Annotated in this window: 23 protein-coding genes and 1 riboswitch; of the genes, 4 read left to right on the top strand and 19 right to left on the bottom strand. The window is 69.7% G+C overall.

The window, feature by feature from the left end; all coding sequences use genetic code 11:
- Positions 1–6: 6 nt before the first annotated feature.
- Complete coding sequence (locus ABZ915_RS45940; RefSeq protein WP_361816600.1) at positions 7–1,593, bottom strand: GMC oxidoreductase; 1,587 nt, start codon at positions 1,591–1,593, stop codon at positions 7–9.
- Positions 1,594–1,779: 186 nt separating this feature from the next.
- Positions 1,780–2,922, bottom strand: coding sequence for a glycosyltransferase family 4 protein (locus tag ABZ915_RS45935; RefSeq protein ID WP_361816551.1), 1,143 nt, complete (start codon positions 2,920–2,922; stop codon positions 1,780–1,782).
- Between the two features lie 119 nt (positions 2,923–3,041).
- Here ABZ915_RS45935 and ABZ915_RS45930 point away from each other — a divergent pair, with 119 nt between their 5' ends.
- Positions 3,042–4,280, top strand: a complete 1,239-nt coding sequence (locus ABZ915_RS45930) for a glycosyltransferase family 87 protein (RefSeq protein ID WP_361816548.1) — start codon at positions 3,042–3,044, stop codon at positions 4,278–4,280.
- Here the strand turns inward: ABZ915_RS45930 and ABZ915_RS45925 are convergent.
- The 5 genes from ABZ915_RS45925 to ABZ915_RS45905 all read right to left on the bottom strand — a co-directional run bounded on the left by ABZ915_RS45925 (position 4,268) and on the right by ABZ915_RS45905 (position 9,568).
- On the bottom strand, positions 4,268–5,458 hold the full coding sequence (locus ABZ915_RS45925) for a hypothetical protein (protein WP_361816545.1): 1,191 nt from the start codon (positions 5,456–5,458) through the stop codon (positions 4,268–4,270). The genes ABZ915_RS45930 and ABZ915_RS45925 overlap by 13 nt on opposite strands.
- A 30-nt stretch (positions 5,459–5,488) precedes the next feature.
- Complete coding sequence (locus ABZ915_RS45920) at positions 5,489–6,502, bottom strand: NlpC/P60 family protein (RefSeq protein ID WP_361816542.1); 1,014 nt, start codon at positions 6,500–6,502, stop codon at positions 5,489–5,491.
- Between the two features lie 200 nt (positions 6,503–6,702).
- The gene (locus tag ABZ915_RS45915) at positions 6,703–7,737 is read right to left on the bottom strand and encodes an NlpC/P60 family protein (protein ID WP_361816538.1); all 1,035 of its coding nucleotides are present in this window, start codon (positions 7,735–7,737) and stop codon (positions 6,703–6,705) included.
- 213 nt (positions 7,738–7,950) lie between these two features.
- Positions 7,951–9,294, bottom strand: coding sequence for an NYN domain-containing protein (locus tag ABZ915_RS45910; protein ID WP_361816536.1), 1,344 nt, complete (start codon positions 9,292–9,294; stop codon positions 7,951–7,953).
- A 34-nt stretch (positions 9,295–9,328) separates the two neighbouring features.
- The gene (locus ABZ915_RS45905) at positions 9,329–9,568 is read right to left on the bottom strand and encodes a hypothetical protein (protein WP_361437506.1); all 240 of its coding nucleotides are present in this window, start codon (positions 9,566–9,568) and stop codon (positions 9,329–9,331) included.
- Positions 9,569–9,723: 155 nt separating this feature from the next.
- Between ABZ915_RS45905 and ABZ915_RS45900 the strand changes: the two genes are divergently transcribed.
- Together ABZ915_RS45900 and ABZ915_RS45895 are read left to right on the top strand one after the other, a co-directional pair.
- A complete protein-coding gene (locus tag ABZ915_RS45900) occupies positions 9,724–10,479 on the top strand; it encodes a rhomboid family intramembrane serine protease (protein WP_361816533.1) in 756 nt (251 codons plus the stop codon).
- Positions 10,476–10,757 carry an Lrp/AsnC ligand binding domain-containing protein gene (locus ABZ915_RS45895; protein WP_361437510.1) on the top strand — a complete coding sequence of 94 codons (282 nt, stop codon included), beginning with the start codon at positions 10,476–10,478 and terminating at the stop codon, positions 10,755–10,757. The genes ABZ915_RS45900 and ABZ915_RS45895 overlap by 4 nt, the downstream gene beginning before the upstream one ends.
- 31 nt (positions 10,758–10,788) lie before the next feature.
- Here the strand turns inward: ABZ915_RS45895 and ABZ915_RS45890 are convergent, their stop codons facing one another.
- The 8 genes from ABZ915_RS45890 to ABZ915_RS45855 form a co-directional block, all read right to left on the bottom strand.
- Positions 10,789–12,165, bottom strand: coding sequence for an aminotransferase class V-fold PLP-dependent enzyme (locus ABZ915_RS45890; RefSeq protein WP_361816530.1), 1,377 nt, complete (start codon positions 12,163–12,165; stop codon positions 10,789–10,791).
- A gap of 182 nt (positions 12,166–12,347) precedes the next feature.
- Positions 12,348–12,464, bottom strand: a riboswitch (SAM riboswitch).
- Between the two features lie 74 nt (positions 12,465–12,538).
- Positions 12,539–12,712 carry a hypothetical protein gene (locus ABZ915_RS45885; RefSeq protein WP_361816527.1) on the bottom strand — a complete coding sequence of 58 codons (174 nt, stop codon included), beginning with the start codon at positions 12,710–12,712 and terminating at the stop codon, positions 12,539–12,541.
- Between the two features lie 27 nt (positions 12,713–12,739).
- Complete coding sequence (locus ABZ915_RS45880; protein WP_361816524.1) at positions 12,740–13,096, bottom strand: PRC-barrel domain-containing protein; 357 nt, start codon at positions 13,094–13,096, stop codon at positions 12,740–12,742.
- A gap of 102 nt (positions 13,097–13,198) precedes the next feature.
- Positions 13,199–14,263: an anthranilate phosphoribosyltransferase gene (trpD, locus tag ABZ915_RS45875; RefSeq protein WP_361816521.1), complete on the bottom strand. Its 1,065-nt coding sequence runs from the start codon at positions 14,261–14,263 to the stop codon at positions 13,199–13,201.
- Between the two features lie 154 nt (positions 14,264–14,417).
- Positions 14,418–16,055, bottom strand: a complete 1,638-nt coding sequence (locus ABZ915_RS45870) for a cytochrome bc complex cytochrome b subunit (protein ID WP_361816518.1) — start codon at positions 16,053–16,055, stop codon at positions 14,418–14,420.
- Positions 16,052–17,110 (bottom strand): Rieske 2Fe-2S domain-containing protein, encoded by a 1,059-nt coding sequence (locus tag ABZ915_RS45865; RefSeq protein ID WP_361816515.1) that lies wholly within the window; start codon positions 17,108–17,110, stop codon positions 16,052–16,054. Before ABZ915_RS45865 ends, ABZ915_RS45870 begins: the two co-directional genes overlap by 4 nt.
- Positions 17,107–17,919, bottom strand: a complete 813-nt coding sequence (locus ABZ915_RS45860) for a c-type cytochrome (protein ID WP_361816512.1) — start codon at positions 17,917–17,919, stop codon at positions 17,107–17,109. The genes ABZ915_RS45865 and ABZ915_RS45860 overlap by 4 nt, the downstream gene beginning before the upstream one ends.
- Positions 17,920–17,981: 62 nt before the next feature.
- Entirely contained in the window at positions 17,982–18,602 is a 621-nt protein-coding gene (locus ABZ915_RS45855; RefSeq protein WP_361816509.1) for a heme-copper oxidase subunit III, read from the bottom strand.
- Positions 18,603–18,800: 198 nt separating this feature from the next.
- Between ABZ915_RS45855 and ABZ915_RS45850 the strand changes: the two genes are divergently transcribed.
- Complete coding sequence (locus ABZ915_RS45850; protein ID WP_361816506.1) at positions 18,801–19,202, top strand: hypothetical protein; 402 nt, start codon at positions 18,801–18,803, stop codon at positions 19,200–19,202.
- A gap of 45 nt (positions 19,203–19,247) precedes the next feature.
- Here ABZ915_RS45850 and ABZ915_RS45845 read toward each other — a convergent pair whose 3' ends face one another.
- From ABZ915_RS45845 to coxB, 4 genes are all read right to left on the bottom strand, one after another.
- Entirely contained in the window at positions 19,248–20,507 is a 1,260-nt protein-coding gene (locus ABZ915_RS45845) for an Ig-like domain-containing protein (RefSeq protein ID WP_361816504.1), read from the bottom strand.
- A gap of 143 nt (positions 20,508–20,650) precedes the next feature.
- Positions 20,651–21,049 carry a cytochrome c oxidase subunit 4 gene (locus ABZ915_RS45840; protein ID WP_361816501.1) on the bottom strand — a complete coding sequence of 133 codons (399 nt, stop codon included), beginning with the start codon at positions 21,047–21,049 and terminating at the stop codon, positions 20,651–20,653.
- Positions 21,046–22,782 (bottom strand): cytochrome c oxidase subunit I, encoded by a 1,737-nt coding sequence (gene ctaD / locus ABZ915_RS45835; RefSeq protein ID WP_361816498.1) that lies wholly within the window; start codon positions 22,780–22,782, stop codon positions 21,046–21,048. Before ctaD ends, ABZ915_RS45840 begins: the two co-directional genes overlap by 4 nt.
- Positions 22,779–23,738, bottom strand: coding sequence for a cytochrome c oxidase subunit II (gene coxB / locus ABZ915_RS45830; RefSeq protein ID WP_361816495.1), 960 nt, complete (start codon positions 23,736–23,738; stop codon positions 22,779–22,781). The genes ctaD and coxB overlap by 4 nt, the downstream gene beginning before the upstream one ends.
- Positions 23,739–23,745: the final 7 nt, after the last annotated feature.

The raw sequence follows: 23,745 nt of genomic DNA, 5'->3' as shown, positions 1-23,745 counted from the left end.
GACGGCTCATGGCGCGGTGTCCTCGGCGAGGACCCGCGCCATCGTGCGTTCGGCGAGCGCGGTGATCGTCACGAACGGGTTGACGCCGATCGAGCCGGGCACGAGCGAGCCGTCGGTGATGTACAGCTTCGAACAGCCCTTGACCCGGCCGTAGTTGTCGGTGGCCTTGCCGAGGACGCAGCCGCCCAGCGGGTGGTAGGTGAAGTCGTCGGCGAAGACCTTGCTGCCCGAGCCGAACAGGTCGTACCGGTAGATGGTGGCGTTGGCCGCGTTGATCCGGTCGAAGAGCTTCTTGGCCATGGCGACCGACACCGCGCTCTGGGCCGCCGTCCAGCCCAGCTTCACCGCCCCCGTCGAGGCGTCGTACGTGAAGGCCGCGCGCTGGGGGTTCTTGGTGATCGCGAGATACAGGCTGATCCAGTGCTCGAAGCCCATGGGCAGCGGGGCGATCTCGGCGAAGACCGGGTTGTCGGCGTTGGCCCAGTCGTCGATGCCCATCACGGGCATGGTGGCCTGGTTGGCGCCGACGGTGTCCCAGATGTGGTTGGCGCGGCCGAGCATGGTGTTGCCGTTGGTGCCCCAGCCGGCGCCGACGCTGGCGTCGAGGTCGGGCAGGGTGCCGGTGTCCCGGGCGCGGACGAGGAGTTCGGTGGTGCCGAGACTGCCGCCGCCGAGGAAGAGGTACGTGCAGCCGTAGCTCTTGGTCTCGACGACCGCGCCGGTGTTGTCGATGCGGTCGGCGGTCAGGACGTAACCGCCGTCGCTCGCCCGGCTGATGGTCCTCACCTTCTCCAGGCTGTGGATGGTGACGTTGCCGGTGCCGAGCGCGGCGGCCAGGTACGTCTTGTCCAGGCTGCGCTTGCCGTAGTTGTTGCCGTAGATGACCTCCCCGGCGAGCGCGGACTTGGTGGCGGTGCCGGCCGCCTCGCGCTGCATGTAGCCGAAGTCGTAGACGTTGGGTACGAAGGTGGTCTTCAGGCCGGTGGCGTCGGCGGCCTTGCGGGAGGTACGGGCGAACTTGTACCACTCGGTCGACTCGAACCAGGTGGGGTCGATGCTGTTGACGCCGAGCATGGCGCGGGCGCGCGGGAAGTACGTGCCGTACATCTCGCTCGCGTCCACGGTCGGGAACTGCTCGGTGAAGTACGACTGGAGCGGGGTGACCGCCATCCCGCCGTTGACCAGGGAGCCGCCGCCGACACCCCGGCCGACGAAGACGGACATGGCGTCGTAGTGCACCCGGTCGAGGGCCCCGGGGTAGGGGGTGATGTCCTTGTTGACGAGGTCCAGCCACAGGAAGGTGGCCAGCGGTGCCTCGGTGCGGGTGCGGAACCACATGGACCGCTGGTCCGGGGCGTTGGTGGAGCAGAACACCTTGCCGTCGGAGCCGGTGGTGTTCCACAGCCGGCCCATTTCGAGGACGACGGTACGGATGCCGGCCTGGCCGAGGCGCAGGGCGGCGACGGCGCCGCCGTAGCCGGAGCCGATCACGATGGCGGGGGCGGACTCGACCGCGTCGGGCTCGACCGCTTGGGCCGACTTCAGGCCGACACGGGTGAAGCCGAGGGTGGCCGCCGTCTGGAGGGCGGCCATACCAAGTATGTGACGTCTCGTCAGCTGACGCTGCATCAGTTTGGCTGTCATGCGCGCAGCATCGGCGGATTATCTCCCTCCGGCTAGTGCCCCGGCAGGCAACGTTTGCCCTTCAAGGAGCGGCGTCCGGTGCGTGCTCTCGCCGTGCCGGGCGTCGCGACGGGGCGAACGTTGCCTGCCGGGGCACTAGAGGAGTGTTTTCAACTTCTCGGCCAAAAGGTCCCAGCGCCACTTCTCCTCCACCCACTGCCGTCCCCGCTCGCCCATCCGGCGGCGCAGTTCGGCGTCGCCGAGGAGGGCCACGACGCGTTCGGCGGCCTCGGCCGGGAAGCCGCCGCGGACGACCCAGCCGGTCTCGCCGTCGAGCACCGCGTCGGGTGCGCCGCCCGAGTCGCCGGCGACGACGGGCAGCCCGGTGGCGGAGGCCTCCAGGTAGACGATGCCGAGCCCCTCGACGTCCAGGCCGCCCCGCCGGGTCCGGCAGGGCATGGCGAAGACGTCCCCGGCGCCGTAGTGCGCGGGCAGCTCGGACCAGGGCACGGGGCCGGTGAAGCGCACGGAGTCCGCCACCCCGGTCTCGTGGGCGAGGCGGCGGAGGTCCTTCTCGTAGGGCCCGCCGCCGACGATCAGCAGCACGGCGTCCGGCTCGGCCGCCAGGATCCGCGGCATGGCCCGGATCAGCGTGTCCTGCCCCTTCCTGGGCACCAGGCGGGACACGCACACCACGACCGGCCGATCGGTCAGCCCTAGCCGCGCCCGCACCTCGGCGCCGCCCGACTCCGGGTGGAAGGTCTTCTCGTCGACCCCGGGCGGCAGCTGCACCATCCGCCCGGCCGCCTCAGGGGTCAGCGCGGTGGCGATCCGCGAGCGCGTGTACTCGCCGAGGTAGGTGATCGTGTCCGTCGACTCCCCGATCCGGCGCAGCAGCTGCCGCGCGGCGGGCAGCTGGGCCCACCCGGCCTCGTGGCCGTGGGTGGTGGCCACGATCCGCCGGGCGCCCGCCTTCCTGAGGGCCGGGGCCATCAGCCCGAGCGGGGCCGCCGCCCCGAACCACACCGAGCCGCACCCGTGCTCCCTGAGCAGCCCGACCGCCCGGCGGGTGGCCTGCGGGGTCGGCAGCAGCATGGTCGTGCGGTCGCGTACGACGGTGAAGGGCTGCTCGGCGTCGAACGCGGCCGTGGCCTCGATGCCCTCCCGGGTCCGCTTCCAGGTGGAGGCGTAGACGACCAGCCGGTCCGGGTCCAGCCGCAGCGCCATGTTGTGCAGAAACGCCTGGATGCCGCCCGGCCGGGGCGGGAAGTCGTTGGTGACGATCAGGGTCTTGTGCATCGCGGCCGACCCTATCGAACCGGCCGTGCCCGGCCGGGGGTGGCTGAGTGTGTGGCAGGCTCACAGGTGGGCAGGACATCATGTTCCCCTCAAACGGAAATCGAACGGCAGGGGATGGTGTGGGAACCAAGGGCGCCGGGTGGTCCCTGGCAGGGCTGTCGGTGACCTGGGCCGCGACCAGGCTGATGGTGCTGCTCTACGCCTTCCGGGTGCTCGTCTTCCCGGGCGCGGACGTCACGGCCGACGTGTCCGTGACCTACCAGGGCTGGTACGACGTGCTGAGCACCGGCACCTTCCCGCTGGACGACGTGACCTGGCAGTACCCGCCCGCCGCCGCGCTGGCCATCCTCTCCCCCGCCGCCCTGCCCTTCCTCGACTACACCCACGCCTTCTTCGTGCTGGCCTTCCTCGCCGACCTGGCCGTGCTGGGCCTGCTGCTGTACACCGGCCGCCGCCCCGGCAGGTCGCTGCGCGGCGCCTGGGTGTGGGTGGTGGGCGTCCCGCTGCTCGGCCCGACGGTGTACGCCCGCTACGACGTGATGGTGACCGCGGTCGCGGTGGCCGCGCTGCTCGCCGGTGCCCGGCACCCGCGGGTGATGGGCGCGCTGGCGGGCTTCGGGGCGATGCTCAAGGTGTGGCCGGCGCTGCTGCTGGTGGCTGCCGTACGACGCCGGGCGTGGGGCGCGGCGGCGGTGACCGCGTCGGGCCTGGCCGCGCTGTTCTCGGTCGCCATGCCCGGTGCCTTCGCCTTCGTCACCTTCCAGCGGGACCGGGGCACCGAGGTGGAGTCGCTGGGCGCCCTGGTCTTCCATGTGTGGCGGCACTTCGGCTGGCAGGGCGAGGTGCTGCTGAACTACGGCTCGATCGAGTTCCTCGGCCCGTACGTCGGCGCGGTGAGCACCGTCGCGCTGACGCTCACCGGGGTCTGCTTCGGCTGGCTGCTGCTGTGGCGGATGAACGCGGACCGGTTCCGGACCCACACGCTCGCGGACGCCGCGTTCACCGCGGTGCTGATGTTCACCGTGACGAGCCGGGTGATAAGCCCGCAGTACATGGTGTGGCTGGTCGGCCTGGCCGCGGTCTGCGTGTGCTTCCGGGCCGGCCGGATGGGCCTGCCCGTGCTGCTGGTGCTGGCGGCGACCTTCGTCACGGTCCTGGAGTTCCCCACCGGCTTCGCGCACGTCGTCGCCAGCGACTGGTACGGCACCGGCCTGCTGTTCCTGCGCAACGGCCTGCTGATCGCCGCCTCGGTCAGCGCGGCCCGCCGCCTGTGGCGCTCCACCGTCACCCCGGTCCCCCTGCCCGCACTGCCGAGCCAGAGCACGTCCTCGACGGAGAGCCTGACTCAGCCGAGCTGAGTGCGCAGGTAGTCCTGCCACTGCGTGGTGAACATCTGCGGTGTCGTCCCGAGCACCTTCTTCAGCGCGTCCTCGACCGCTCCCGCCCGCTTCCGGTGCGCCCCGACGGCCCGGTAGAACTCGCCGAGCCGGACCTCGCCCCAGCGGTCGGCGATCATCCGGCAGGCCAGCCAGCCGCCCTCGTAGGCCTGGGCGAGGTCGACGGCGTCCGTGCTGAAGCCGAAGTCCTTGTCGACCGGCAGGCGCGACGGGACATGGCCGTCCTGGACCGCCCGTGCCAGCTCCGGCGCGGCCTGTTCCGCCGTACGGCCCGTGCCGAGGTAGCCGATCCAGTCGGCGTAGCCCTCGGAGAGCCACAGCGGGGTGGCGGCGTCGGTGTGGGCGCGGGTGGCCACGTGGGTGGTCTCGTGGGTGAGCACGACCTGCTTGCCGACGTCGCCGAGGACGGCGTACGCCTCCGGATTGACGATGACCCGGTCGGCGGGTGCCCGGTCCGAGCCGCCCGCCTCACCGGTGGTGACCGCGGCGATGCCCCGGTAGGAGGAGGCGGGCGAGCCGAGCAGCCCCGCCATGCCCTTCAGGGAGTCCGGTACGAGCACCACGACCCGCCGGGACCAGTCCGTGCCCCACGCCTGCGACACCGCCGGGACGGCACGGTCCGCGAGCCGGGCGAAGCCGCGCAGCTCGTCACCGGACTGCCCCACCCCGAGCACCAGGCTGTGCTCGCCCTGCGCGGCCGCCACCCTGCCCTGGTCCCACAGCTGCTGCCCGGACTTCTTGGCGGGCCGGTCGGCGGCGACGTACCAGTGCCCGTCGGCGGTGCGCCCGAGGGTGAGGGTGCGGGCGGCGGTGACGGGCGCCTTGTCATAGCCCCGCACCCGGTAGCGCAGTTCGGCGTCGGCCGTGGCGGTGCCGCCGCCGCGGTGCAGGCCGGTCAGCCGGTAGGTCCAGGACGCCAGCGGCATCGCGCGCAGCTGCTGGTACTGCGCGGGGCTGCCGGTCTGGTCGTACACCGCCTCGTCGTGGTGCAGCAGGGCCACCGCCCGGCGGTCGAGCACCCGCTGCACCTCGGCCTTCGCCGCGTCGGTGCCGGACGGCCCGGCGCAGCCGGTCAGGGAGGCGAGCAGCAGACAGAGCCCCACCACCGGGGTACGCCACGCCCGTCTGCGACCAGCCATTTTTCGATCGTACGGCCAGGCGCGGGAAAGTCAGGGCCGGGTGACCGAGGAGATCGGCATCATCCCGACCGGGTCGTAGCGCACCGGGGCGCCGGGATAGGGCGCGTGGATCACCTGGCCGTTGCCCGCGTACATGGCGACATGGCCGGCGTCGGAGCGGTAGACGACGAGGTCACCGGGCCGGGCCTGGGAGAGCGGGATCTGCCGGCCGGCGTACCGCTGTTCCTGCGAGGTGCGCGGCAGATGGACGCCCGCCTGCGCGTACGACCACTGCATCAGGCCCGAACAGTCGAAGCCGGAGGGGCCGTTGGCGCCCCAGACGTAGGGACGGCCGAGGGCGGAGCGGGCGGCGGCGACGGCCGCCGCGGCGCGGGCGTTCGGTGCGGCGGCGCCGGAGGGGTCGGGCATGCCGGTGCGGCCGGAGCGGGAGGCCCGCCCGTAGGCGCTCCGTTCGTCGGCCGGCAGGGAGTTGAGCAGCTGCCGGGCCTTGGCGAGTTTCTTCTCCACGGTCCGCTTGTGGGAGGCGACCGCCTCGCGGCTCTTCTCCAGCTCGGCGAGCTTTCCGGCGGTCTCGGTGCGTTCCTGGGCGAGTTCGCGCATCGCGGACTGGAGTTCCTTCAGCCGGCCGGCCTGGCGGGTGCCGATCCGGTCGAGTGTGGTGGCCTTGTCGAGGTAGTCGGCGGGGTCGTCGGAGAACAGCAGGGCGATGGCCGGGTCGAGGCCGCCGGAGCGGTACTGGGCGCCGGCCAGTGAACCGAGCGTCTCCCGCATGGCGTTGACGCGCTGCTGCTGCCGGGCGATCCGGTCCTGGGCCTGGCCGACCTCCTTGCGCAGCCTGTCGGCGCGCTCGTCGGCCTTGTCGTAGGCCTCGGTCGCCCGCTCGGCCTCCCGGTAGAGCCGGTCCACCTCGGCACGGGGGTCGGCGTGCGGGACAGCGCGCGCGGGGACGGTGCCGAACGCGGCGGTCGCGACGGACAGCACACTCAGGGCGGCGCCGGCGCCCCGGTCGAACCCGGACGGTGCAAGGCGGCGATGGGACCCCACGGGATGCCGCACTCCTTCCGCTGGCGGATGTCTGGCAAAGCTCGCCAGACAGTAGCCGCGCGGACACGCAGCGTCCAAAGCGCTCCGCGGCCCGCCAGGGCTCCCCGACACGAAACCCCGCCGCTGACGCAGGTCACCGGCGGGGCGTGGAGTCAGTTTTCGGTTGTGGCGAATCGCCCGTTCGGGCGGCACCCGCAGGGTCAGATGCGGACGCCGAACTCGAACGTCATGTTGCTCATCGCCTCGTAGCGCACCACGGCACCGGTGTGCGGGGCGTGCAGCACCTGGCCGTTGCCCGCGTACAGGCCGACGTGGTGGAAGTCGCCGAAGAAGATGATCAGGTCGCCGACCTTGAGGTCCGCCTGGTTGTAGATCCGGGTGCCGGCGTTGGCCTGCGCCTCGGAGGTACGCGGGATGGTGACGCCGGCCTGGGCGTAGGCCCAGGAGGTCAGGCCCGAGCAGTCGAAGGAGGACGGGCCGGTGGCACCCCAGGAATAGGGCGAGCCGATCCTGCTCTGGGCGGCGGAGAACGCGGCGGCGGCACGGCCGGAGGCCGTCGGGGTGTCACCGAGGTTGACGCGCTCTGTGGAGGAGCGGCTGGCGCGGTTCTGCTCGGCGGCGAGATCCGCCTTCTCCTTGGCGGTGAGGGTGTTGAGCACCTTCTGCGCCTCGGCGAGCTTGCTCTGGGCTTCCTTCTTCTTGTTGCCCAGCTCGGTGCGGGTGGAGGCGAGGTCCTTGAGCTTCTCGGTCGCCTCGGCGCGCTCCTGGGCGAGTTCGCGCTGTTTGTCCTGGATCTTCTTCAGGGCCTCGACCTGCTGGCTGCTCAACTGGTCGAGCGTGGAGGCCTTGTCGAGGTAGTCGTCCGGGTTCGACGACAGGAACAGCTGCACCGAGGGGTCGATGCCGCCGGAGCGGTACTGGGCGGTGGCCATCGAACCCAGGCCGTCGCGCAGCTTGTTGAGGTCTTCCTGGCCGCGGGCGACGTTGTCCTGGATGGTGGAGACCTCCTTCTGGAGCTTCTCCTGCTTCTCCTTGGCCCCGTCGTACTTCTCGGTGGCCTGCTCCGCTTCCTCGTAGAGCTTGTCGACCTTCGCCTTGACCTCGCTCTTGCTCAGCTTCTCGCTGGGCGCGGCGTTGGCGGCGTTCGCGCTGAACGCGACGGCGGCGGCTGCCGCGGTGGTCAGCACGGTGATACGCGTGCGACTGGGCTGCTTGGGTCGACGATGGGACGCCACGACAGGCGAACTCCTTCTCGTGAGTGATCACCCGCTCGGAGGTTCGAGGCCAGACCCTAGTGACCCTCTTGTGATCAGATCAAATCCTCACACCAAAAAACCTCGTCACACAATGCATTCTTTGCACTCAACCCACAAGGAGTGAGCCCGGGTTGACGCTACGTTGCGTGACGGTTCCGCCAATTCGGGCATTAAACCTCTACATTGCCGTTTTCAGGACAGGCGCTTGAGAAGCACCGCAGAAGCCACCGGACGCGCGCCCGCCTTGGCGACCCCGTCGGCCACCTCGCGGTCGGTCGAGGCGACGATGACCGGACGGCCGGGCGGCTCCGCGCGCACCAGCTGGCGGATGAGCTCGTCGGCGGTGACGCCCGGCTTGGAGAACAGCACGCGCACCCCGCGCGGCGGCGCGAGCAGCACCGGCGCGGCCAGTTCGGCCCCGTCGAATACGCAGGTGACCTCGGCGCCGGTCTGGGCGGCGAGCTGGGAGAGCTGGCCGAGCAGCCTCAGGCGCTGCTTCTCCAGCGGCATCTGCGGATAACCGGTCTTGGTGACGTTGTAGCCGTCGACCACCAAGTGCGCCTGGGGCAGGGCGAGAAGCTGGTCGAGGATGGCCGGGTCGTTCTCGGACAGCGCCCGCGCCGCGATGTCCTTCGGGGTCATTCGTCCCGGTTCGACCGCGTCCACCGTCTCCGCCGGCCGCACCGACACGGGCGGCAGAGCCAGTTCCCGGCGCAGCCCCTGGGTCGCGTCCAGAAGGGTGTCAAGGAGCAGACGGACGCGCATGTCCTCGACACTGCGCCCCTCGCGCGCTGCTCTGCGCGTGGCCTCCAGCGCGGCTTCGGTCTCGCCCAGGCGGGCCTTGAGCCGCCGGGTCTCGCTCTCCGCGGCGGACAGCTGGGCGTGCCCCTCGGCGCGCACGGCCTCGATCTCGCCCTGCGTCTTGCGCAGTGCCGCCTCGCCGCGCTTGACGTCGCTGAGGGCGGCACGGAGCTTGCGGTGGAGCGACTCGGCTTCCTTCTTGGCCGCGTCCAGCTCGACGCGCAGCCGCTCGGTCTCGGCCCGGGTCTGCTCACGGGCCCGGTCGAGTTCCTCGCGCAGCCGCTCCAGTTCGGCGCGGCTCTCCTCGTCGGCGCGCTCGGCGTCCGCCCGCTGGGCCTCCTCGCCGGCCGCGGTCACCAGCTTCACCCAGTCGGTGGGGCGCAGTACATAGGCCGCGGCCGCCACATCGAGCGGGTCCGCGGCCGGGGGCGGGGAGCCTGAGTCGAGGGCGCCGGCGAGTTCCGGCTGGGCCTCTCTGAGCTTCTCGCCGATGCGCTGACGGAACAGCGGGTCGGTCTCCAGGGCCGCCGCCATCGCGTTGCCCGCAAACTTGGCGCGACGATTGGGGGCGAAACGGGCGTACTGTCTGAGCTGTGCGGGCAGTTCGGCCACCGTCAGCCCGCCGAAACCGTCCGAGACGATCTGTACGACCCGCCGTCGCACGCCGTCGGGCAGCGGACGGTCAAGCACCTCGGCGGTGCCGTCGCCCGGCCCCCCGCCTGTGGTCTCCACCATCCGTCACACCCCACTACGTGCGCGACCGCTCCGTTCAGGAGTCGGCGCCCGGCCTGTCCACGAGTTCCACCTGGTCCACCGCGTTGCACCAGCGGCAGCGCACCGACTCGATGGTCTCACTGACCACCTCGCGCTCCTCGACCTTCGGCGCACCGGCGAGGTCGAGGTGGATGTACTCGACGACCTTCGACGAGCGGGTCACGTCGAAGCGGGTGAGGTTGCCGCAGAGCGTGCAGCGCCACCGGGTCTGGTCGGTCGGCAGGGGAACCGGCATCGTGACTGTTCGCTTCCTTCTAGTGTCCGTGACGCGCCCTCTCCGCGACGCGTGTGGCTCGTAACCCTACGGCCTGGCGGGTACCCGCCGCCCGTCCGCCCACGGCGGCGAGGCGGTCTGTTCGCTTGCGTCCGGTTACGTCATGCTCTGTGTCCATGATCAGCAACTGGAGCGCGGTGGCCGGCGGGACCCTGAAGCGGGTCCGGCGCTCGCCGGCGCCGATGACGTACGCCCTGATCGTCCTGTGCTGCCTGCTCTTCCTCATCGGGCCGGCGGCCGGGCTGAATCCGGCGTACGGCTCCGGCGACGGGCTGCTCGCCGCCCAGCGGGCCTACTTCCGGCACTGGGGGGTGATCCCCGCCGAGCTCTTCGGCGGCCCGGCACGGGCGGTCCTCACCCCGGCCACGGCACTGTTCGTGCACGGCAGCTGGGTGCATCTGCTGGGCAACATGCTCTTCCTCTACGTCTTCGGGACGATGACCGAGGAACGGATGGGCCGCGTGCGGTTCACCCTCTTCTACATCTGCTGCGGCTACCTGGCGCTGCTCGGCTACGCCGCCGCCAACGCCACCTCCGAACAGTCCCTGGTCGGGGCCTCGGGGGCGATCTCGGCGGTCCTCGGCGCGTTCCTCTACCTGTTCCCCGGTGCCCGCGTCACCAGTCTCCTCCCCTTCCTGTTCTTTCTCCCCCTGCGCTTCCCCGCCTGGGTCGTCCTGCCCTTCTGGGCGGCCCTGCAATGGCTGGCGGCGCGCCGGGCCGCCCAGGGCCCGGGGGTGGCGTACCTGGCCCACCTGGTGGGCTTCGGGCTGGGCTTCGTCCTCGCGTGGGTGCTGTTCGGGCGGGCCACCAGGGCCTGCCCTAAAGTTGAGCCCGCCCCAGCTCCGGCCCCCGAGGGAGAGAACCAGCCGTGATCACCGCGATCGTGCTCATCAAGACCAGCGTGGACCGGATCCCCGAGATCGCGGAGCAGATCGCCGCGCTGGACAGTGTCAGCGAGGTCTTCTCCGTCACCGGCACCTACGACCTGATCGCCATGGTCCGGGTACGGCAGCACGAGAACCTGGCGGATGTCATCCCCGGCAAGATCAGCAAGATCCCCGGCGTGGAGGGCACCGACACGCACGTGGCGTTCCGCACCTACTCCCAGCACGACCTCGAGGCGGCCTTCGCGATCGGGCTGGACAACTAGACGGGGCTGGACGGCTGGACGGCCGGGACGACTAGACGGCCGGGACGCAACGGCCGTTCTCGGTGCGGTAGTTCCACTTCGCGCCGTCCCGCACGAGTTCCCGTACCGCGTCCACGAACCGCTCCACGTGCTCGTCCGGCGTGCCCGCGCCGAAGCTGACGCGGATGGCGTTGAGGGACTTCTCGCCGGAGGCGGCCTCGGGAGCGCCACACTCGCCCTGGGTCTGCGGGTCGCTGCCGAGCAGGGTGCGCAGGAGGGGGTGGGCGCAGAAGAGGCCGTCGCGGACGCCGATGCCGTACTCGGCGGAGAGGGCGGCGGCGAAGTGCGAGCTGTTCCAGCCCTCGACGACGAAGGAGATGACGCCGACGCGCGGGGCGTCGTCGCCGAAGAGGGAGAGGACCCGGACCTCGGGGACCTCGGCGAGGCCCGCGCGGACCTTCCCGATCAGGTACTCCTCCCGGGCGACCAGGGTGTCGAAGCCCGCCTCTCCGAGGGCCTTGCAGGCCGAGGCGATGGAGTAGGCGCCGATGACGTTCGGGGAGCCGGCCTCGTGGCGGGCGGCGCTGTCGTGCCACTCCACGTCCACTCCCCCGTCCGTGCGCCGGCTGACCCTGCGGCTGGCGCCGCCGCCCGCGAGGTACGGCTCGGCCGCGCGCAGCCAGTCCGCGCGGCCGGCCAGCACACCGGAGCCGAACGGGGCGTACAGCTTGTGCCCGGAGAAGGCGACCCAGTCGACGTCGAGGTCCCGGACGGACACCGGGTGGTGCGGGGCCAGCTGGGCGGCGTCCAGGACGATCCGGGCACCGTGCGCGTGGGCGGCGGCGGCCAGCTCGCGGACCGGCCACAGCTCGCCGGTGACGTTCGAGGCGCCGGTGACGCACACCAGGGCCGGGCCGTACCCCCCTTCGATCGGCACAGTCCGGTCGGCGAGGGCCCGCTCCAGCGTCTCGACGGCCTGCCGCGGGGTGCGCGGGGCGTTCAGGTAGGTGACCCGTGCGTCCTGCCAGGGCAGCAGCGAGGCGTGGTGCTCGGTCTCGAAGACGAAGACCTGGCAGTCGGCGGGCAGCGCGCGGGCGAGCAGGTTGAGGGAGTCCGTGGTGGACCGGGTGAAGACCACCTGGTCGTCCGCCCGGCAGTCGAGGAACTCGGCGACGGTCTTGCGGGCGTTCTCGAAGAGGTCGGTGGACAGCTGGGAGAGGTAACCGGCGCCCCGGTGCACGCTGCCGTAGTACGGGGCGTACGCGGCCACGTCGTCCCAGACCCGCTGGAGCGCGGGGGCGCTGGCCGCGTAGTCGAGCGCGGCGTAGGTGACCTCGCCGCCGGTCACGAGCGGCACGGTGACGTCCCGGCCCAGAACGGGCAGCGGGGCACAGACGGACTGGTCGGCGGCAAGGGTGGAGACGGACATGGGTGTACTCCCGTGAAAGCAGGCGGAAACCGCCGGCGCGAGCGAACAGGTGCTCAAGCGCCGGCAAGGTGAAAGGGGGTGTGCGGAGGCGGGGGGCTCGACGCCCCTGGGGCCGGTCGGCCCTAGCGCATTCGCTTGCTCACGGAAAGCTCCTCGACGACCAGGACCCCTGGTGTGCGAGGGGTCCGCGCTTGCCGCAGACCTCGCTGCCTGCGGCCTGGTCCTCACCCGGGGCACCCCGCCACGGACGGAGGGTTGCCGGACAGTCGGCCGGGGCCTGATGACTGTCACTCATGACCTGGAAGGGAACGTACGCGAGCCGATCACCGGCCCGCAACCCGTGTCCGGATCGCGGGACACCCGCGCGTCGGCATCACCGGACGAAGTGGTGCCGGTGCGAGCGCCGGGACCAGCGCACACCGAACAGCACCAGGTCCAGCGCCAGGACCACCACACCGATGATCAGGAGGTAGAACAACCCGTTCGCCGCTACACCGACGAGTCCCAGGACGATCGCCACGATGATCAGGAACAGGAAGAGCGCCATGGGTGACCACATCCTCCGGCAGACCGGTCAGCCGCGCGCGAGACGGCGCCCGCGTTCGGCACCGGCCTCGTAGGGCCTGTCGTAGTGTTCGAAGATCTCGTGTTCCCGCTCGGCCGGCAGGACGTCGTCCATGCCCATGGACGGCGACTTCCTCACCTGCCCGCGCGGATGGGCCACCCGCACGTAACCGGGTCCGAGGGTCGCCTCGTCCAGCGGGACGAAGACGAGCCGGTGCCGGGTCGGCATCCCGGTGCGGACGGTGACCATGGCGGGCGTGTCGTCGGTGGTGTCCACGTAGACCGCTTCGAGGGCCCCGATCTTGCGGCCCCTGGGATCGATCACGTCGCGGTTGCGCCACTCGCGGATGTCGGCTGAGTGGATCATGCCTCGCTCCTCGCGGCCCGCCCTCCCGGACACCGCGGGGGACTGCGGAGCGGCCGCGGGAGAGCTACCACGTTTTCACTGTACTCCCGCGACCGCTCTGCGTTACGCGTTGCTCACGGCCACCCAGCGGTCCAGGGTCCGTCTGGCCGAGCCGGAGTCGATCGACTCGGCCGCCTTGCGCATCCCGGCGCGGAGCTGCTCGGCCAACGGCTCCCCCGTCGGGTCCAGGGCCACCAGGGCCGCCGCCGAGTTCAGCAGGACGGCGTCCCGTACGGGGCCCGCCTCGCCGTCGAGGAGCCGCAGGGCGACCTCGGCGTTGTACGACGGATCACCGCCGCGCAGCGCCTCCACCGGCACCAGCTCGATGCCGACCTCGCGCGGGTCGAAGCGCTCCTCGGTGACCCTGCCGTCGCGCACGACCCAGACGTGGGACGTGGACGTCGTGGTCAGCTCGTCGAGGCCGTCGTCGCCGCGGAAGACCAGCGAGGAGTTGCCGCGTCCGGCCAGGACGCCCGCGATCATCGGGGCCAGCCGGGGGTCCGCGACGCCGACCGCCTGGGCCTTCACCTTCGCCGGGTTGGTCAGCGGCCCGAGGGCGTTGAAGACCGTCCGGATGCCCAGCTGGCCGCGCGCGGCGGCCACATGACGCAGCGCCGGGTGGAACTTCACCGCGAAGCAGAAGGTGATGCCCGCCTCCTCCGCGACCTCGGCCACCCGCTGCGGCGTCAGGTCCAGGTTGACGCCCAGCTTCTCCAGGACGTCCGACGAGCCCGAGGCCGAGGAGGCCGCCCGGTTGCCGTGCTTGACGACCTTCGCGCCGGTGCCGGCCACCACGAGCGCCGACATCGTGGAGATGTTCACCGTCTTGGCGCCGTCGCCGCCCGTGCCCACGATGTCGACCGTGTGGCCCGACACCTCGATCACATTGGCGTGCTCGTACATCGCCCGGACCACACCGGTGATCTCCTCGACGGTCTCGCCCTTGGCGCGCAGCGCCACCACGAAGCCGGCGATCTGCGCGTCGGTGGCCTCGCCGCGCATGATCTGGTCCATCGCCCAGGCCGTCGCGTCGGCGCTCTGGTCGTGGCCGTACAGCAGGGCGTTCAGTACCTCGGGCCAGGAACGGCCCGCCGCGGTGTCGCCTCCAGCGGGGGTCACAGCGCTCATCAGCCGCTCCTGGTCGTCGTAAGAGTGTGTCGTCGTGGAAGAGGGTGTCGTCCTAGAAGACTGTGCTGCCACCCTATCCAGCCCGGGGCACGGCGAAGGGCCCCGTCCGAACACCGGACGGGGCCCTTCGCGCGTGGCGTGGCGTGCGCAGCGATCAGTGGTGGCCGTGGCCGCTCGTGATCTCCTTGTACTCCTCCACACTCGGCTTCGGGATCTGGTTGTCCTCGCCGTAGTAGGCGTTGCTGAGCTTGGCGCGCAGCTTCTCGGAGCCCTTGATCTTCCGCTCGACGCCGTTCTCGTCGACCGTCGGGCCGATCTCGGCCGGCTCGTACTGGTTGTGAGCCGTGAGGGTGTGCAGCTGCTCCTGGCTGAGCGGCTCGTGGACCTCGATGAACTCACCGTGCGGCAGGCGCTTGATGATGCCGGTCTCGCGACCGTGCAGCACCTTGTCGCGGTCCCGGCGCTGGAGGCCGAGGCAGATCCGCTTGGTGATGATGAACGCGAGGACCGGTCCGGCGAAGAAGCCGATCCGGACGAACCAGGTGACCGCGTTGATCGACAGGTGGAAGTGGGTGGCCCACAGGTCGTTGCCACCGCCGACCAGGCCGATCATGTACACGGTGACCCAGGCGACGCCGAACCCCGTACGGGTCGGGGCGTTGCGCGGGCGGTCCAGGATGTGGTGCTCGTTCTTGTCGCCGGTGACCCAGGACTCGATGAACGGGTAGAGCGCGATCGCCGCCAGCACGACACCGAAGAGGACCAGCGGGATGAACACGCCCAGGACGAGCGTGTGACCCCAGAGGTTGATCTCCCAGCCCGGCATGTAGCGGACGAGACCCTCGGCGAAGCCCATGTACCAGTCGGGCTGGGCGCCGGTGGACACCTGGTCCGGACGGTAGGGGCCCATGGCCCAGATCGGGTTGATCTGGGCGACCGCCGCGATGGCCGCGATGACACCGAAGACCAGGAAGAAGAAGCCTCCGGCCTTGGCCATGTAGACCGGCAGCAGCGGCATGCCGACGACGTTCTTGTTGCTCTTGCCGGGACCCGCGAACTGCGTGTGCTTGTGGTAGAAGACCAGGATCAGGTGGCCGACGACCAGGCCGAGCATGATGCCCGGCAGCAGCAGGATGTGGATCGAGTAGAACCGGGCCACGAAGTCGTGGCCGGGGAACTCGCCGCCGAAGAGGAAGAACGAGATGTACGTGCCGACGATCGGCATGGACAGGATCGCGCCCTCGGTGAAGCGCACACCCGTGCCGGAGAGCAGGTCGTCCGGGAGCGAGTAACCGGTGAAGCCGGTGAACATGCCCAGGACGAACAGCAGGAAGCCGAACAGCCAGTTGATCTCACGCGGCTTGCGGAACGCGCCGGTGAAGAACACGCGCATCATGTGCACGAACATGCCGGCCAGGAAGATCAGCGCGGCCCAGTGGTGGATCTGCCGGATGAGCAGACCACCGCGCACGTCGAAGGAGATGTGCAGGGTCGAGCTGAACGCCTCGCTCATCAGCTGTCCCTGGAGCGGGACGTAGCTGCCGTGGTACTCCACCTCGTTCATCGACGGGTGGAAGAACAGCGTCAGGTACACACCCGTGAGGATGATGATGAGGAAGCTGTAGAGGCAGACCTCACCCAACATGAACGACCAGTGGTCGGGGAAGATCTTGCGCATGTTGGCCTTGGCCAGGGAGTAGATCCCGAGCCGGCCGTCGGCCCAGTCGGCGACGCGCTCGCCGGCCGGTGCCTTCCCGCGGGGGCGGGGCTGTTCGTTCGCTGAAGTACTCATCCGCGCTCCCAGAATGCAGGACCGACGGGCTCCTCGAAGTCGCCGAGCGCCTGGAGGTAACCGTCTCCGTTCACGCCGATGCGGAGCTGGGGCAGGGCGTGACCGGCGGGGCCGAAGATCACTCGGGCACCGTCGGAGAGGTCGAAGGTGGACTGGTGGCACGGGCACAGCACGTGGTGCGTCTGCTGCTCGTACAGGGAGATCGGGCAACCGACGTGGGTGCAGATCTTCGAGTACGCGACGATGCCCTCGTGCGACCATTCGAGCTCGCGCTTGTCCTTGATGTTGTCCGGCTGGAGCCGGATGATCATCAGGGCCGCCTTGGCGATCTCGTTCTGGAAATCCTCCTGTGCCTCCTCCAGGCCGTCCGGCTTGGCGAAGGTCAGCGAGCCGACCTGGACGTCCTCGGGACGCAGCGGCAGGTTGGTGTTCATGTTGACCAGCAGCTTGCCCTTGGACCACAGCGTGTGGCGCAGCTTGGACTCGGGCAGCGGGCCGAGGTCGCGCAGCAGGACGACGCCGGAGAGCGGCACCAGGGTGAGCGCGCCGAGCATCGTGTTGCGGATCAGCTTGCGGCGGCCGATCGCCGATTCCTTGGCGCCGAGCTTGAAGTCCGCGTGGACCTTCTCCCGGACCTCGGGCGAGGCCGAGATCGGGTGACGCTCGTCGGCGACCTCCACGTCGGACATCAGGGTGCGGGCCCAGTGGACCGCGCCCGCGCCGATGGTGAACAGCGCCGTGCCGAGGCACAGGCCCAGCGCGAAGTTGAGCGCGCTGATGTGCCCGATCGGGAAGACGAAGATGTTCTTGTCCGCCGGGATCGTCACGTAGGACGCGATGAAGCCGATCGTGGCCAGCATCGACACCGTGAACAGCAGGGCGACCATGCGCTCGGACCGCCTGGCGGCCCGCTCGTCGACGTCCTGGATCCGGTGCTCGTGCGGCGGCAGCCCCGGGTCGGCGAACGGGTTCTTCTCGTCCGCGACGCTTACGGCGCCGTGCGTGGTGTCCTGCGCGGCGGGCAGGTTCTCTTCTGGAATGTCTTGGCTACTCATGACTTCTTGGCCTTTGCGGTCCGAGCGGCGACCCAGACGGCGACCGCGACAAGTGCGCCGAGACCGAAGATCCACGCGAACAGACCCTCGCTGACCGGCCCGAGGCCGCCCAGCTCCAGACCGCCGGGGTTCGTCGTCTCATCACCGTTGACCGCGTGCAGGTACGCGATGATGTCCTTCTTGTTCTTCTCCGACAGCGTGGTGTCGGGGAAGGACGGCATGTTCTGCGGGCCGGTCTGCATGGCCTCGTAGATGTGCTTCGGGTCGACGCCCTCCAGGGACGGGGCGAACTTGCCCTTGGTCAGCGCACCACCCTTGCCGGTGAAGTTGTGGCACTGCGCGCAGTTGGTGCGGAACAGTTCGCCGCCCTTGGCGATGTCGCCGTCACCCGGGCTGTACTGCTCCGAGGTCGGCACGTTCGGGCCGGCGCCCAGGGAGGCGATGAACGTCGCCAGCTGGTCGATCTGGGCCTGGGTGTAGATGTTCTTCTTCTTCGGGACCTGCGCGCCCTGGGAGGTCGCGGCCGGCATGCGGCCGGTGCCGACCTGGAAGTCGACGGCCGCGGCGCCCACGCCCACCAGGCTCGGCCCGTCGGAGGAGCCCTGGCCACCGGTGCCGTGGCAGCTGGCGCAACCGACCTCGTAGAGCTTCTTGCCCTCTTCGATGGTCAGGGACTGGGAGGACTCGTCGGCCTGCGCCCTGCTCGCGGGCGCGAACGCGGCGTACAGCCCCCCAGTGGCCGCCAGCGCGAGGAGTAGGACGACGACCGCCGCCAGCGGATGGCGTCGTCGTGCGGAGAGCTTTTTCACGGATTACCCCGGTGTCAGGATCTTCTGCGTCGATGCTTCTGGATGTGCGGGAGCGGTCCCGGCTACTTGATCAGGTAGATCGTGGCGAAGAGGCCGATCCAGACGACATCGACGAAGTGCCAGTAGTAGGACACGACGATCGCGGCGGTGGCCTGCTCGTGCGTGAACCTCTTCGCCGCGTAGGTGCGGCCGAGGACCAGCAGGAAGGCGATGAGACCGCCCGTCACGTGCAGGCCGTGGAAGCCGGTGGTCAGATAGAACACCGAGCCGTACGGGTCGGAGGAGAGCGAGAGCCCGTCCTTCGTCACCAGCTCGGTGTACTCGAAGATCTGGCCGCCGATGAAGATCGCACCCATCACGAACGTGACGATGAACCAGCCCCGGAGCTTCTTCACGTCACCGCGCTCGGCCGCGAACACGCCGAGCTGGCAGGTGAGGGAGGAGAGCACCAGGATCGTGGTGTTCGTCGCCGAGAACGGAAGGTTCAGGCTGGAGGCCATCTCCTTCCAGTGATCGGGACCCGTCACCGATCGCAGGGTGAAGTACATCGCGAAGAGGGCCGCGAAGAACATCAGCTCGGAACTCAGCCAGATGATGGTTCCGACGCTGGTGAGGTTCGGCCGGTTGACCGACGGGTGCGCGTGCCCGGTTTCTACTGTCGTTGCTGTCGCCACGACCGACATTATGTCGGTCGCTTATCTCGCCCTCACTCCGGGGGGTGCCGTTCGGAGTGTTCGCAGGGTGTGCAGTGCCCGTATGGCCCATCAAACGGTCTTTCGGAGTCGTGTCCGGACCAGTGTTGACAGGGTGTCGGAGGGGGTAGCATCCGCGGCATCGGTCCTGTTCGTACGACGGCGTACGCCCTGTGTATCGGAGGAACCATGCAGCCGACCGCCACGGTGCTGGTCTACAGCGACGACTCCAACACCCGCGAGCAGGTCCGGCTCGCCACCGGGCGCCGGCCGGCGCCGGACGCGCCCGTGGTGGAGTTCGTGGAGTGCGCGACGCCCGCTGCGGTGCTCGCGGAGCTGGACAAGGGCGGCATCGACGTCTGCGTCCTCGACGGCGAGGCCGTGCCCATGGGGGGCATGGGGGTGTGCCGGCAGATCAAGGACGAGATCTTCAACTGCCCGCCGGTACTGCTGCTCATCGGGCGGCCGCAGGACGCCTGGCTGGCGACGTGGAGCCGGGCCGACGCGGCGGTGACGCTGCCGGTCGACCCGGTGGAGTTCGCCGCCGCGCTGGCCTCCCTGCTGCGCAAGAAGAAGCTGCTGAGCGCCTGACGGCTCGGGGCGCGGCCGGGCCGCGCCCCTACGCTTCGGACCCCGTCACACCGCCGTCGGCTGGAGTCTCAGCGCGTCCTGCTGGGCCGGGCCGTCGGGTTTGCCGTTGGTCAGGGCGCTGCCGGTGCGCCACTTGTTCCAGTCGACGTTCCAGTCGCCGAAGCCGTTGCCGAAGGGCTCCATCGTGTGACCGCCCGAGTTGACGACCCTGACGAGGTCGCCCGGGTGGACGGTGTCGAAGAACCACTCCGCGTTGGACGTGTTCATGCCTGTGCAGCCGTGGCTGACGTTCGCGTAGCCCTGGGAGCCGACCGACCAGGGGGCGGCGTGCACGTACTCGCCGGACCAGGTGACACGGGTGGCGTAGTAGACCAGCAGGTCGTAGGAGTCGGAGGTGCCCTCGGCGATGCCGACGGTGCTGCCGCGCATGCGTACGTACTGCTGCTTCTCCAGTACGACCTTGACGCCGTTGCGGGTCTCGAAGCCGGGCTTTCCGGTGGTGACGGGGATCTTGTTGATCACCGCGCCGTTCTTGTAGACCGTCATCTCGTGGGACGACGCGTCCGTGACGGCCTCGATCCGGTCGCCGATGGTGAGCGTCAGGGGCTTGGCGGTGCCGCCCCAGAGGCGGTCGCTGATCCTGACGCCTTCCAGGTTGCTGTGCACCTGGACGGTGGCGTGCGCGGGCCAGTAGTCCTTGGGGCGGTAGTGGAGTTCCTTGGCGTTCACCCAGTACCAGGAGCCGGCCACGGCCGGGACCGAGTCGACCCTGAGGGCCCGCTCCACGACGGCCCGCTGCGCCTTGTCCTTGACCTCCTGGCTCAGCTTCGCCGTGACGGGCTGGCCGACGCCGTACGTGCCCGCGTCGGGCCCGAAGGTGACGTCCAGGCGCTTGGTGGAGCTGGGCGCGCTGGTGTCGAAGGTGAGGGTCCGCCGGCCGGGCGCCCCGTCCTCGTCCTCCGTGCTGATCCGCACCGTGTAGTGGGCGTTGGCGGCCAGGGGGGCGGTGCTGTGCCAGCGACTGCCGTCGGCGGCGAGTTCGCCCGCCACATAGCGCCCCGTGGCGTCCACGGCGGTGACGTCGGTGATGCGCCCGTCGTCCTCCGCGGTGACCTCGAGGGGCTTGTCCGGGTCGGCCTTCTTCCCGTCGCCGGTGAGGCCGCTGAAGGAGATCTGGTCCGCCGCGTCGTACGGCTTGTCCGCCAGGGGATTGCCGTTCGATCCGCAGGCGGTGACGCCCGCGCCGAGGGCGGCCATCAGCAGGGCACAGCTGACGACGGTGCGGGTGCGCGGAAAGATGCTCATGAGCTCACGCTAAGGAGGCCCGACGAACCGGGCGCGCTGGGTGGGGCGGACGGGGGAAGGGCCGTACGGGAACGCCGGGAGCCCGGACCTCCTGGCGGAGTGTCCGGGCTCCCGGTGCGCTCGGCGCGCGCTACGTGTGCGTACTACTGGGTGCGGTTCTCACCGTGGTAGTACTCGAAGACCCAGCCGAACAGGCCGATCATGATGATCGGTGCCGCGAAGTAGATCAGCCACCAGCCGACCGCGATGCTGAGGAAGGCGATCGCACCGCCGGTGCCGAGCATGAGCGGCTGCCAGCTGTGCGGGCTGAAGAAGCCCAGCTCGCCCGCGTCGTCCGCGACATCGGCCTCCTTGTTGTCCTGGGCACCCGCGTCGACCCGCCGGGCGGTGAAGCCCAGGTAGAAGCCGATCATGATGCACAGGCCGAAGGCCAGGAAGAGCGCCGTGGTGCCGGCCGGCTCCTTCGACCACACGCCGTACACGACGGCCATGATCAGGACGAAGAAGCTCAGCCAGATGAACATCCGGCCCTGGATCTTCACTTGCCGGCCTCCTTGCTGCCCGCGATGGCGCTGCTGCTGCCGTGGCCGGCGTGCTCGAGCTGCTCAAGAGCGGCGATCTCGGGGTGGTGCAGGTCGAACGCCGGGGATTCGCTGCGGATCCGCGGCAGGGTGAGGAAGTTGTGGCGCGGCGGCGGGCAGGAGGTCGCCCATTCGAGCGAACGGCCGTAGCCCCACGGGTCGTCGACGCCGACCGGCTTGCCGTACTTGGCCGTCTTCCACACGTTGTACATGAACGGCAGGATCGACAGGCCGAGCACGAACGAGCTGATGGTCGAGATCGTGTTCAGGGCGGTGAAGCCGTCGGCCGCGAGGTAGTCGGCGTAACGGCGCGGCATGCCCTCGGCACCCAGCCAGTGCTGGATCAGGAAGGTGCCGTGGAAGCCGATGAACAGCGTCCAGAAGGTGATCTTGCCGAGGCGCTCGTCCAGCATCTTGCCGGTGAACTTCGGCCACCAGAAGTGGAAGCCGGAGAACATCGCGAAGACGACGGTGCCGAAGACGACGTAGTGGAAGTGCGCCACCACGAAGTACGAGTCCGAGACGTGGAAGTCCATCGGCGGCGAGGCCAGGATGACACCGGTCAGACCACCGAACGTGAAGGTGATCAGGAAGCCGGTCGCCCAGAGCATCGGGGTCTCGAAGCTCAGCGAGCCCTTCCACATGGTGCCGATCCAGTTGAAGAACTTCACACCGGTCGGGACCGCGATCAGGAAGGTCATGAAGGAGAAGAACGGCAGCAGCACGCCACCGGTGACGTACATGTGGTGCGCCCACACCGTCACGGACAGACCGGCGATCGAGATCGTCGCGGCGATCAGGCCCATGTAGCCGAACATCGGCTTGCGGCTGAAGACCGGGATGACCTCGGAAATGATGCCGAAGAACGGTAGCGCGATGATGTATACCTCTGGATGGCCGAAGAACCAGAAGAGGTGTTGCCACAGCAAGGCCCCGCCGTTGGCGGCGTCGAAGACGTGGGCTCCGAACTTGCGGTCCGCCTCCAGGGCGAACAGCGCGGCGGCCAGGACCGGGAAGGCCAGCAGGACCAGGACACCGGTCAGCAGCACGTTCCAGGTGAAGATCGGCATGCGGAACATCGTCATGCCGGGCGCGCGCATGCAGATGATCGTGGTGATGAAGTTGACCGAGCCGAGGATCGTGCCGAAGCCGGAGAAGGCCAGACCCATGATCCACATGTCGGCGCCGATGCCGGGGCTGCGGATGGCGTCCGACAGCGGGGCGTAGGCGAACCAGCCGAAGTCGGCCGCACCCTGCGGGGTGAGGAAGCCGGCCACCGCGATCAGCGAGCCGAACAGGTACAGCCAGTAGGCGAACATGTTCAGCCGCGGGAACGCCACGTCGGGCGCGCCGATCTGGAGCGGCATGATCCAGTTCGTGAAACCGGCGAACAGCGGCGTCGCGAACATCAGCAGCATGATCGTGCCGTGCATCGTGAACGCCTGGTTGAACTGCTCGTTCGACATGAACTGAAGGCCCGGCCGGGCCAGCTCGGCGCGCATGAGCAGAGCCATGACGCCGCCGATGAGGAAGAACGCGAACGACGTGACGAGGTAGAGCGTGCCGATCGTCTTGTGGTCGGTGGTCGTCAGCCACTTCACGACGACGTTGCCGGGCTGCTTGCGCCTTACCGGCAGCTCGTTCTCGTAAGAGTCAGCCGCCGCGGCACCCTGGGGTTCGTTGAGGATGCTCACAGGTTGTTCGTCTCCCGGTTCTTCTCGTGGCTCGTCTGCGCGATGCCGGCGGGAATGTAACCGGTCTGCCCCTTCTTCACGAGGTCCTTGAGGTGCTGCTCGTAGGCCGCCGGGGAGACGACCTTCACGTTGAACAGCATCCGGGAGTGGTCGACGCCGCAGAGCTCGGCGCACTTGCCCCGGAAGGTGCCGTACGCGTTCGGAGTCACCTGGAAGGCGTTGGTGTGGCCCGGGATGACGTCCTGCTTCATGAGGAACGGCAGCACCCAGAAGGAGTGGATGACGTCACGCGAGGTGAGGACGAAGCGAACCGTCTTGCCCTTGGGCAGCCACAGCGTGGGACCCGGGTTGTGGGTCTCCGGGTTCTTCGTGCCGGGCGTGCCGACGTCGTAGACACCGCCCGCGTTCGCCGGGAAGTCGGTCTTGAACCGGTCCGGGATCGCGTTCAGCTGCGGGTCGGTCTTGGCGTTACCGGTGGAACCGGGCACGTCCTCGACGTAGTTGAAGCCCCAGCTCCACTGGAAGCCGACGACGTTGATGGTGACGTCGGGCTTCTTGGAGAGGTCGAGGAGCTTCGACTCGTCCCGGGCCGTGAAGTAGAAGAGCACCGAGATGATGATGATCGGTACCACCGTGTACAGCGCCTCGATCGGCATGTTGTACCGGGTCTGCGGGGGTACCTCGACCTTGGTGCGGCTGCGCCGGTGGAACATGGCGCTCCACAGGATCAGGCCCCACACCAGCACGCCGACGGCGAGCGCGGCAGCCCAGGAGCCCTGCCACAGGGAGAGGATCCGCGGAGCCTCTTCCGTGGTCGGGGTGGGCATGCCAAGGCGGGGGAAGTCCTTGTATGTGCAACCGGTTGCGGTCGCCAGGACCAGGCCCGCGGTCATAGCCTGCAGCAGCTTCCGCCGCATCGGGCGCCGCGGCGAGCGGTCGGAGCCGTTGGGACTCACGTAGCGC

The organism is Streptomyces sp. NPDC046915, from assembly GCF_040644935.1.
Lineage (GTDB): Bacteria > Actinomycetota > Actinomycetes > Streptomycetales > Streptomycetaceae > Streptomyces.
The sequence above is the reverse complement of the archived record's forward strand: the minus strand, read 5'-3'. Positions and strand labels throughout refer to the sequence as shown.

What these genes read in the sequence shown, in the direction of transcription:
- ABZ915_RS45865 (WP_361816515.1), bottom strand. Translation starts at nt 17,110, where the DNA reads ATGAGTAGCCAAGACATTCCAGAAGAGAACCTGCCCGCCGCGCAGGAC.
- ABZ915_RS45900 (WP_361816533.1), top strand. Translation starts at nt 9,724, where the DNA reads ATGATCAGCAACTGGAGCGCGGTGGCCGGCGGGACCCTGAAGCGGGTC.
- ABZ915_RS45850 (WP_361816506.1), top strand. Translation starts at nt 18,801, where the DNA reads ATGCAGCCGACCGCCACGGTGCTGGTCTACAGCGACGACTCCAACACC.
- ABZ915_RS45885 (WP_361816527.1), bottom strand. Translation starts at nt 12,712, where the DNA reads ATGGCGCTCTTCCTGTTCCTGATCATCGTGGCGATCGTCCTGGGACTC.
- ABZ915_RS45940 (WP_361816600.1), bottom strand. Translation starts at nt 1,593, where the DNA reads ATGGCCGCCCTCCAGACGGCGGCCACCCTCGGCTTCACCCGTGTCGGC.
- ABZ915_RS45845 (WP_361816504.1), bottom strand. Translation starts at nt 20,507, where the DNA reads ATGAGCATCTTTCCGCGCACCCGCACCGTCGTCAGCTGTGCCCTGCTG.
- ABZ915_RS45910 (WP_361816536.1), bottom strand. Translation starts at nt 9,294, where the DNA reads ATGGTGGAGACCACAGGCGGGGGGCCGGGCGACGGCACCGCCGAGGTG.
- ABZ915_RS45870 (WP_361816518.1), bottom strand. Translation starts at nt 16,055, where the DNA reads ATGAGTACTTCAGCGAACGAACAGCCCCGCCCCCGCGGGAAGGCACCG.
- ABZ915_RS45935 (WP_361816551.1), bottom strand. Translation starts at nt 2,922, where the DNA reads ATGCACAAGACCCTGATCGTCACCAACGACTTCCCGCCCCGGCCGGGC.
- ABZ915_RS45880 (WP_361816524.1), bottom strand. Translation starts at nt 13,096, where the DNA reads ATGATCCACTCAGCCGACATCCGCGAGTGGCGCAACCGCGACGTGATC.
- ABZ915_RS45855 (WP_361816509.1), bottom strand. Translation starts at nt 18,602, where the DNA reads ATGTCGGTCGTGGCGACAGCAACGACAGTAGAAACCGGGCACGCGCAC.
- ABZ915_RS45890 (WP_361816530.1), bottom strand. Translation starts at nt 12,165, where the DNA reads ATGTCCGTCTCCACCCTTGCCGCCGACCAGTCCGTCTGTGCCCCGCTG.
- ABZ915_RS45925 (WP_361816545.1), bottom strand. Translation starts at nt 5,458, where the DNA reads ATGGCTGGTCGCAGACGGGCGTGGCGTACCCCGGTGGTGGGGCTCTGT.
- ABZ915_RS45905 (WP_361437506.1), bottom strand. Translation starts at nt 9,568, where the DNA reads ATGCCGGTTCCCCTGCCGACCGACCAGACCCGGTGGCGCTGCACGCTC.
- trpD (WP_361816521.1), bottom strand. Translation starts at nt 14,263, where the DNA reads ATGAGCGCTGTGACCCCCGCTGGAGGCGACACCGCGGCGGGCCGTTCC.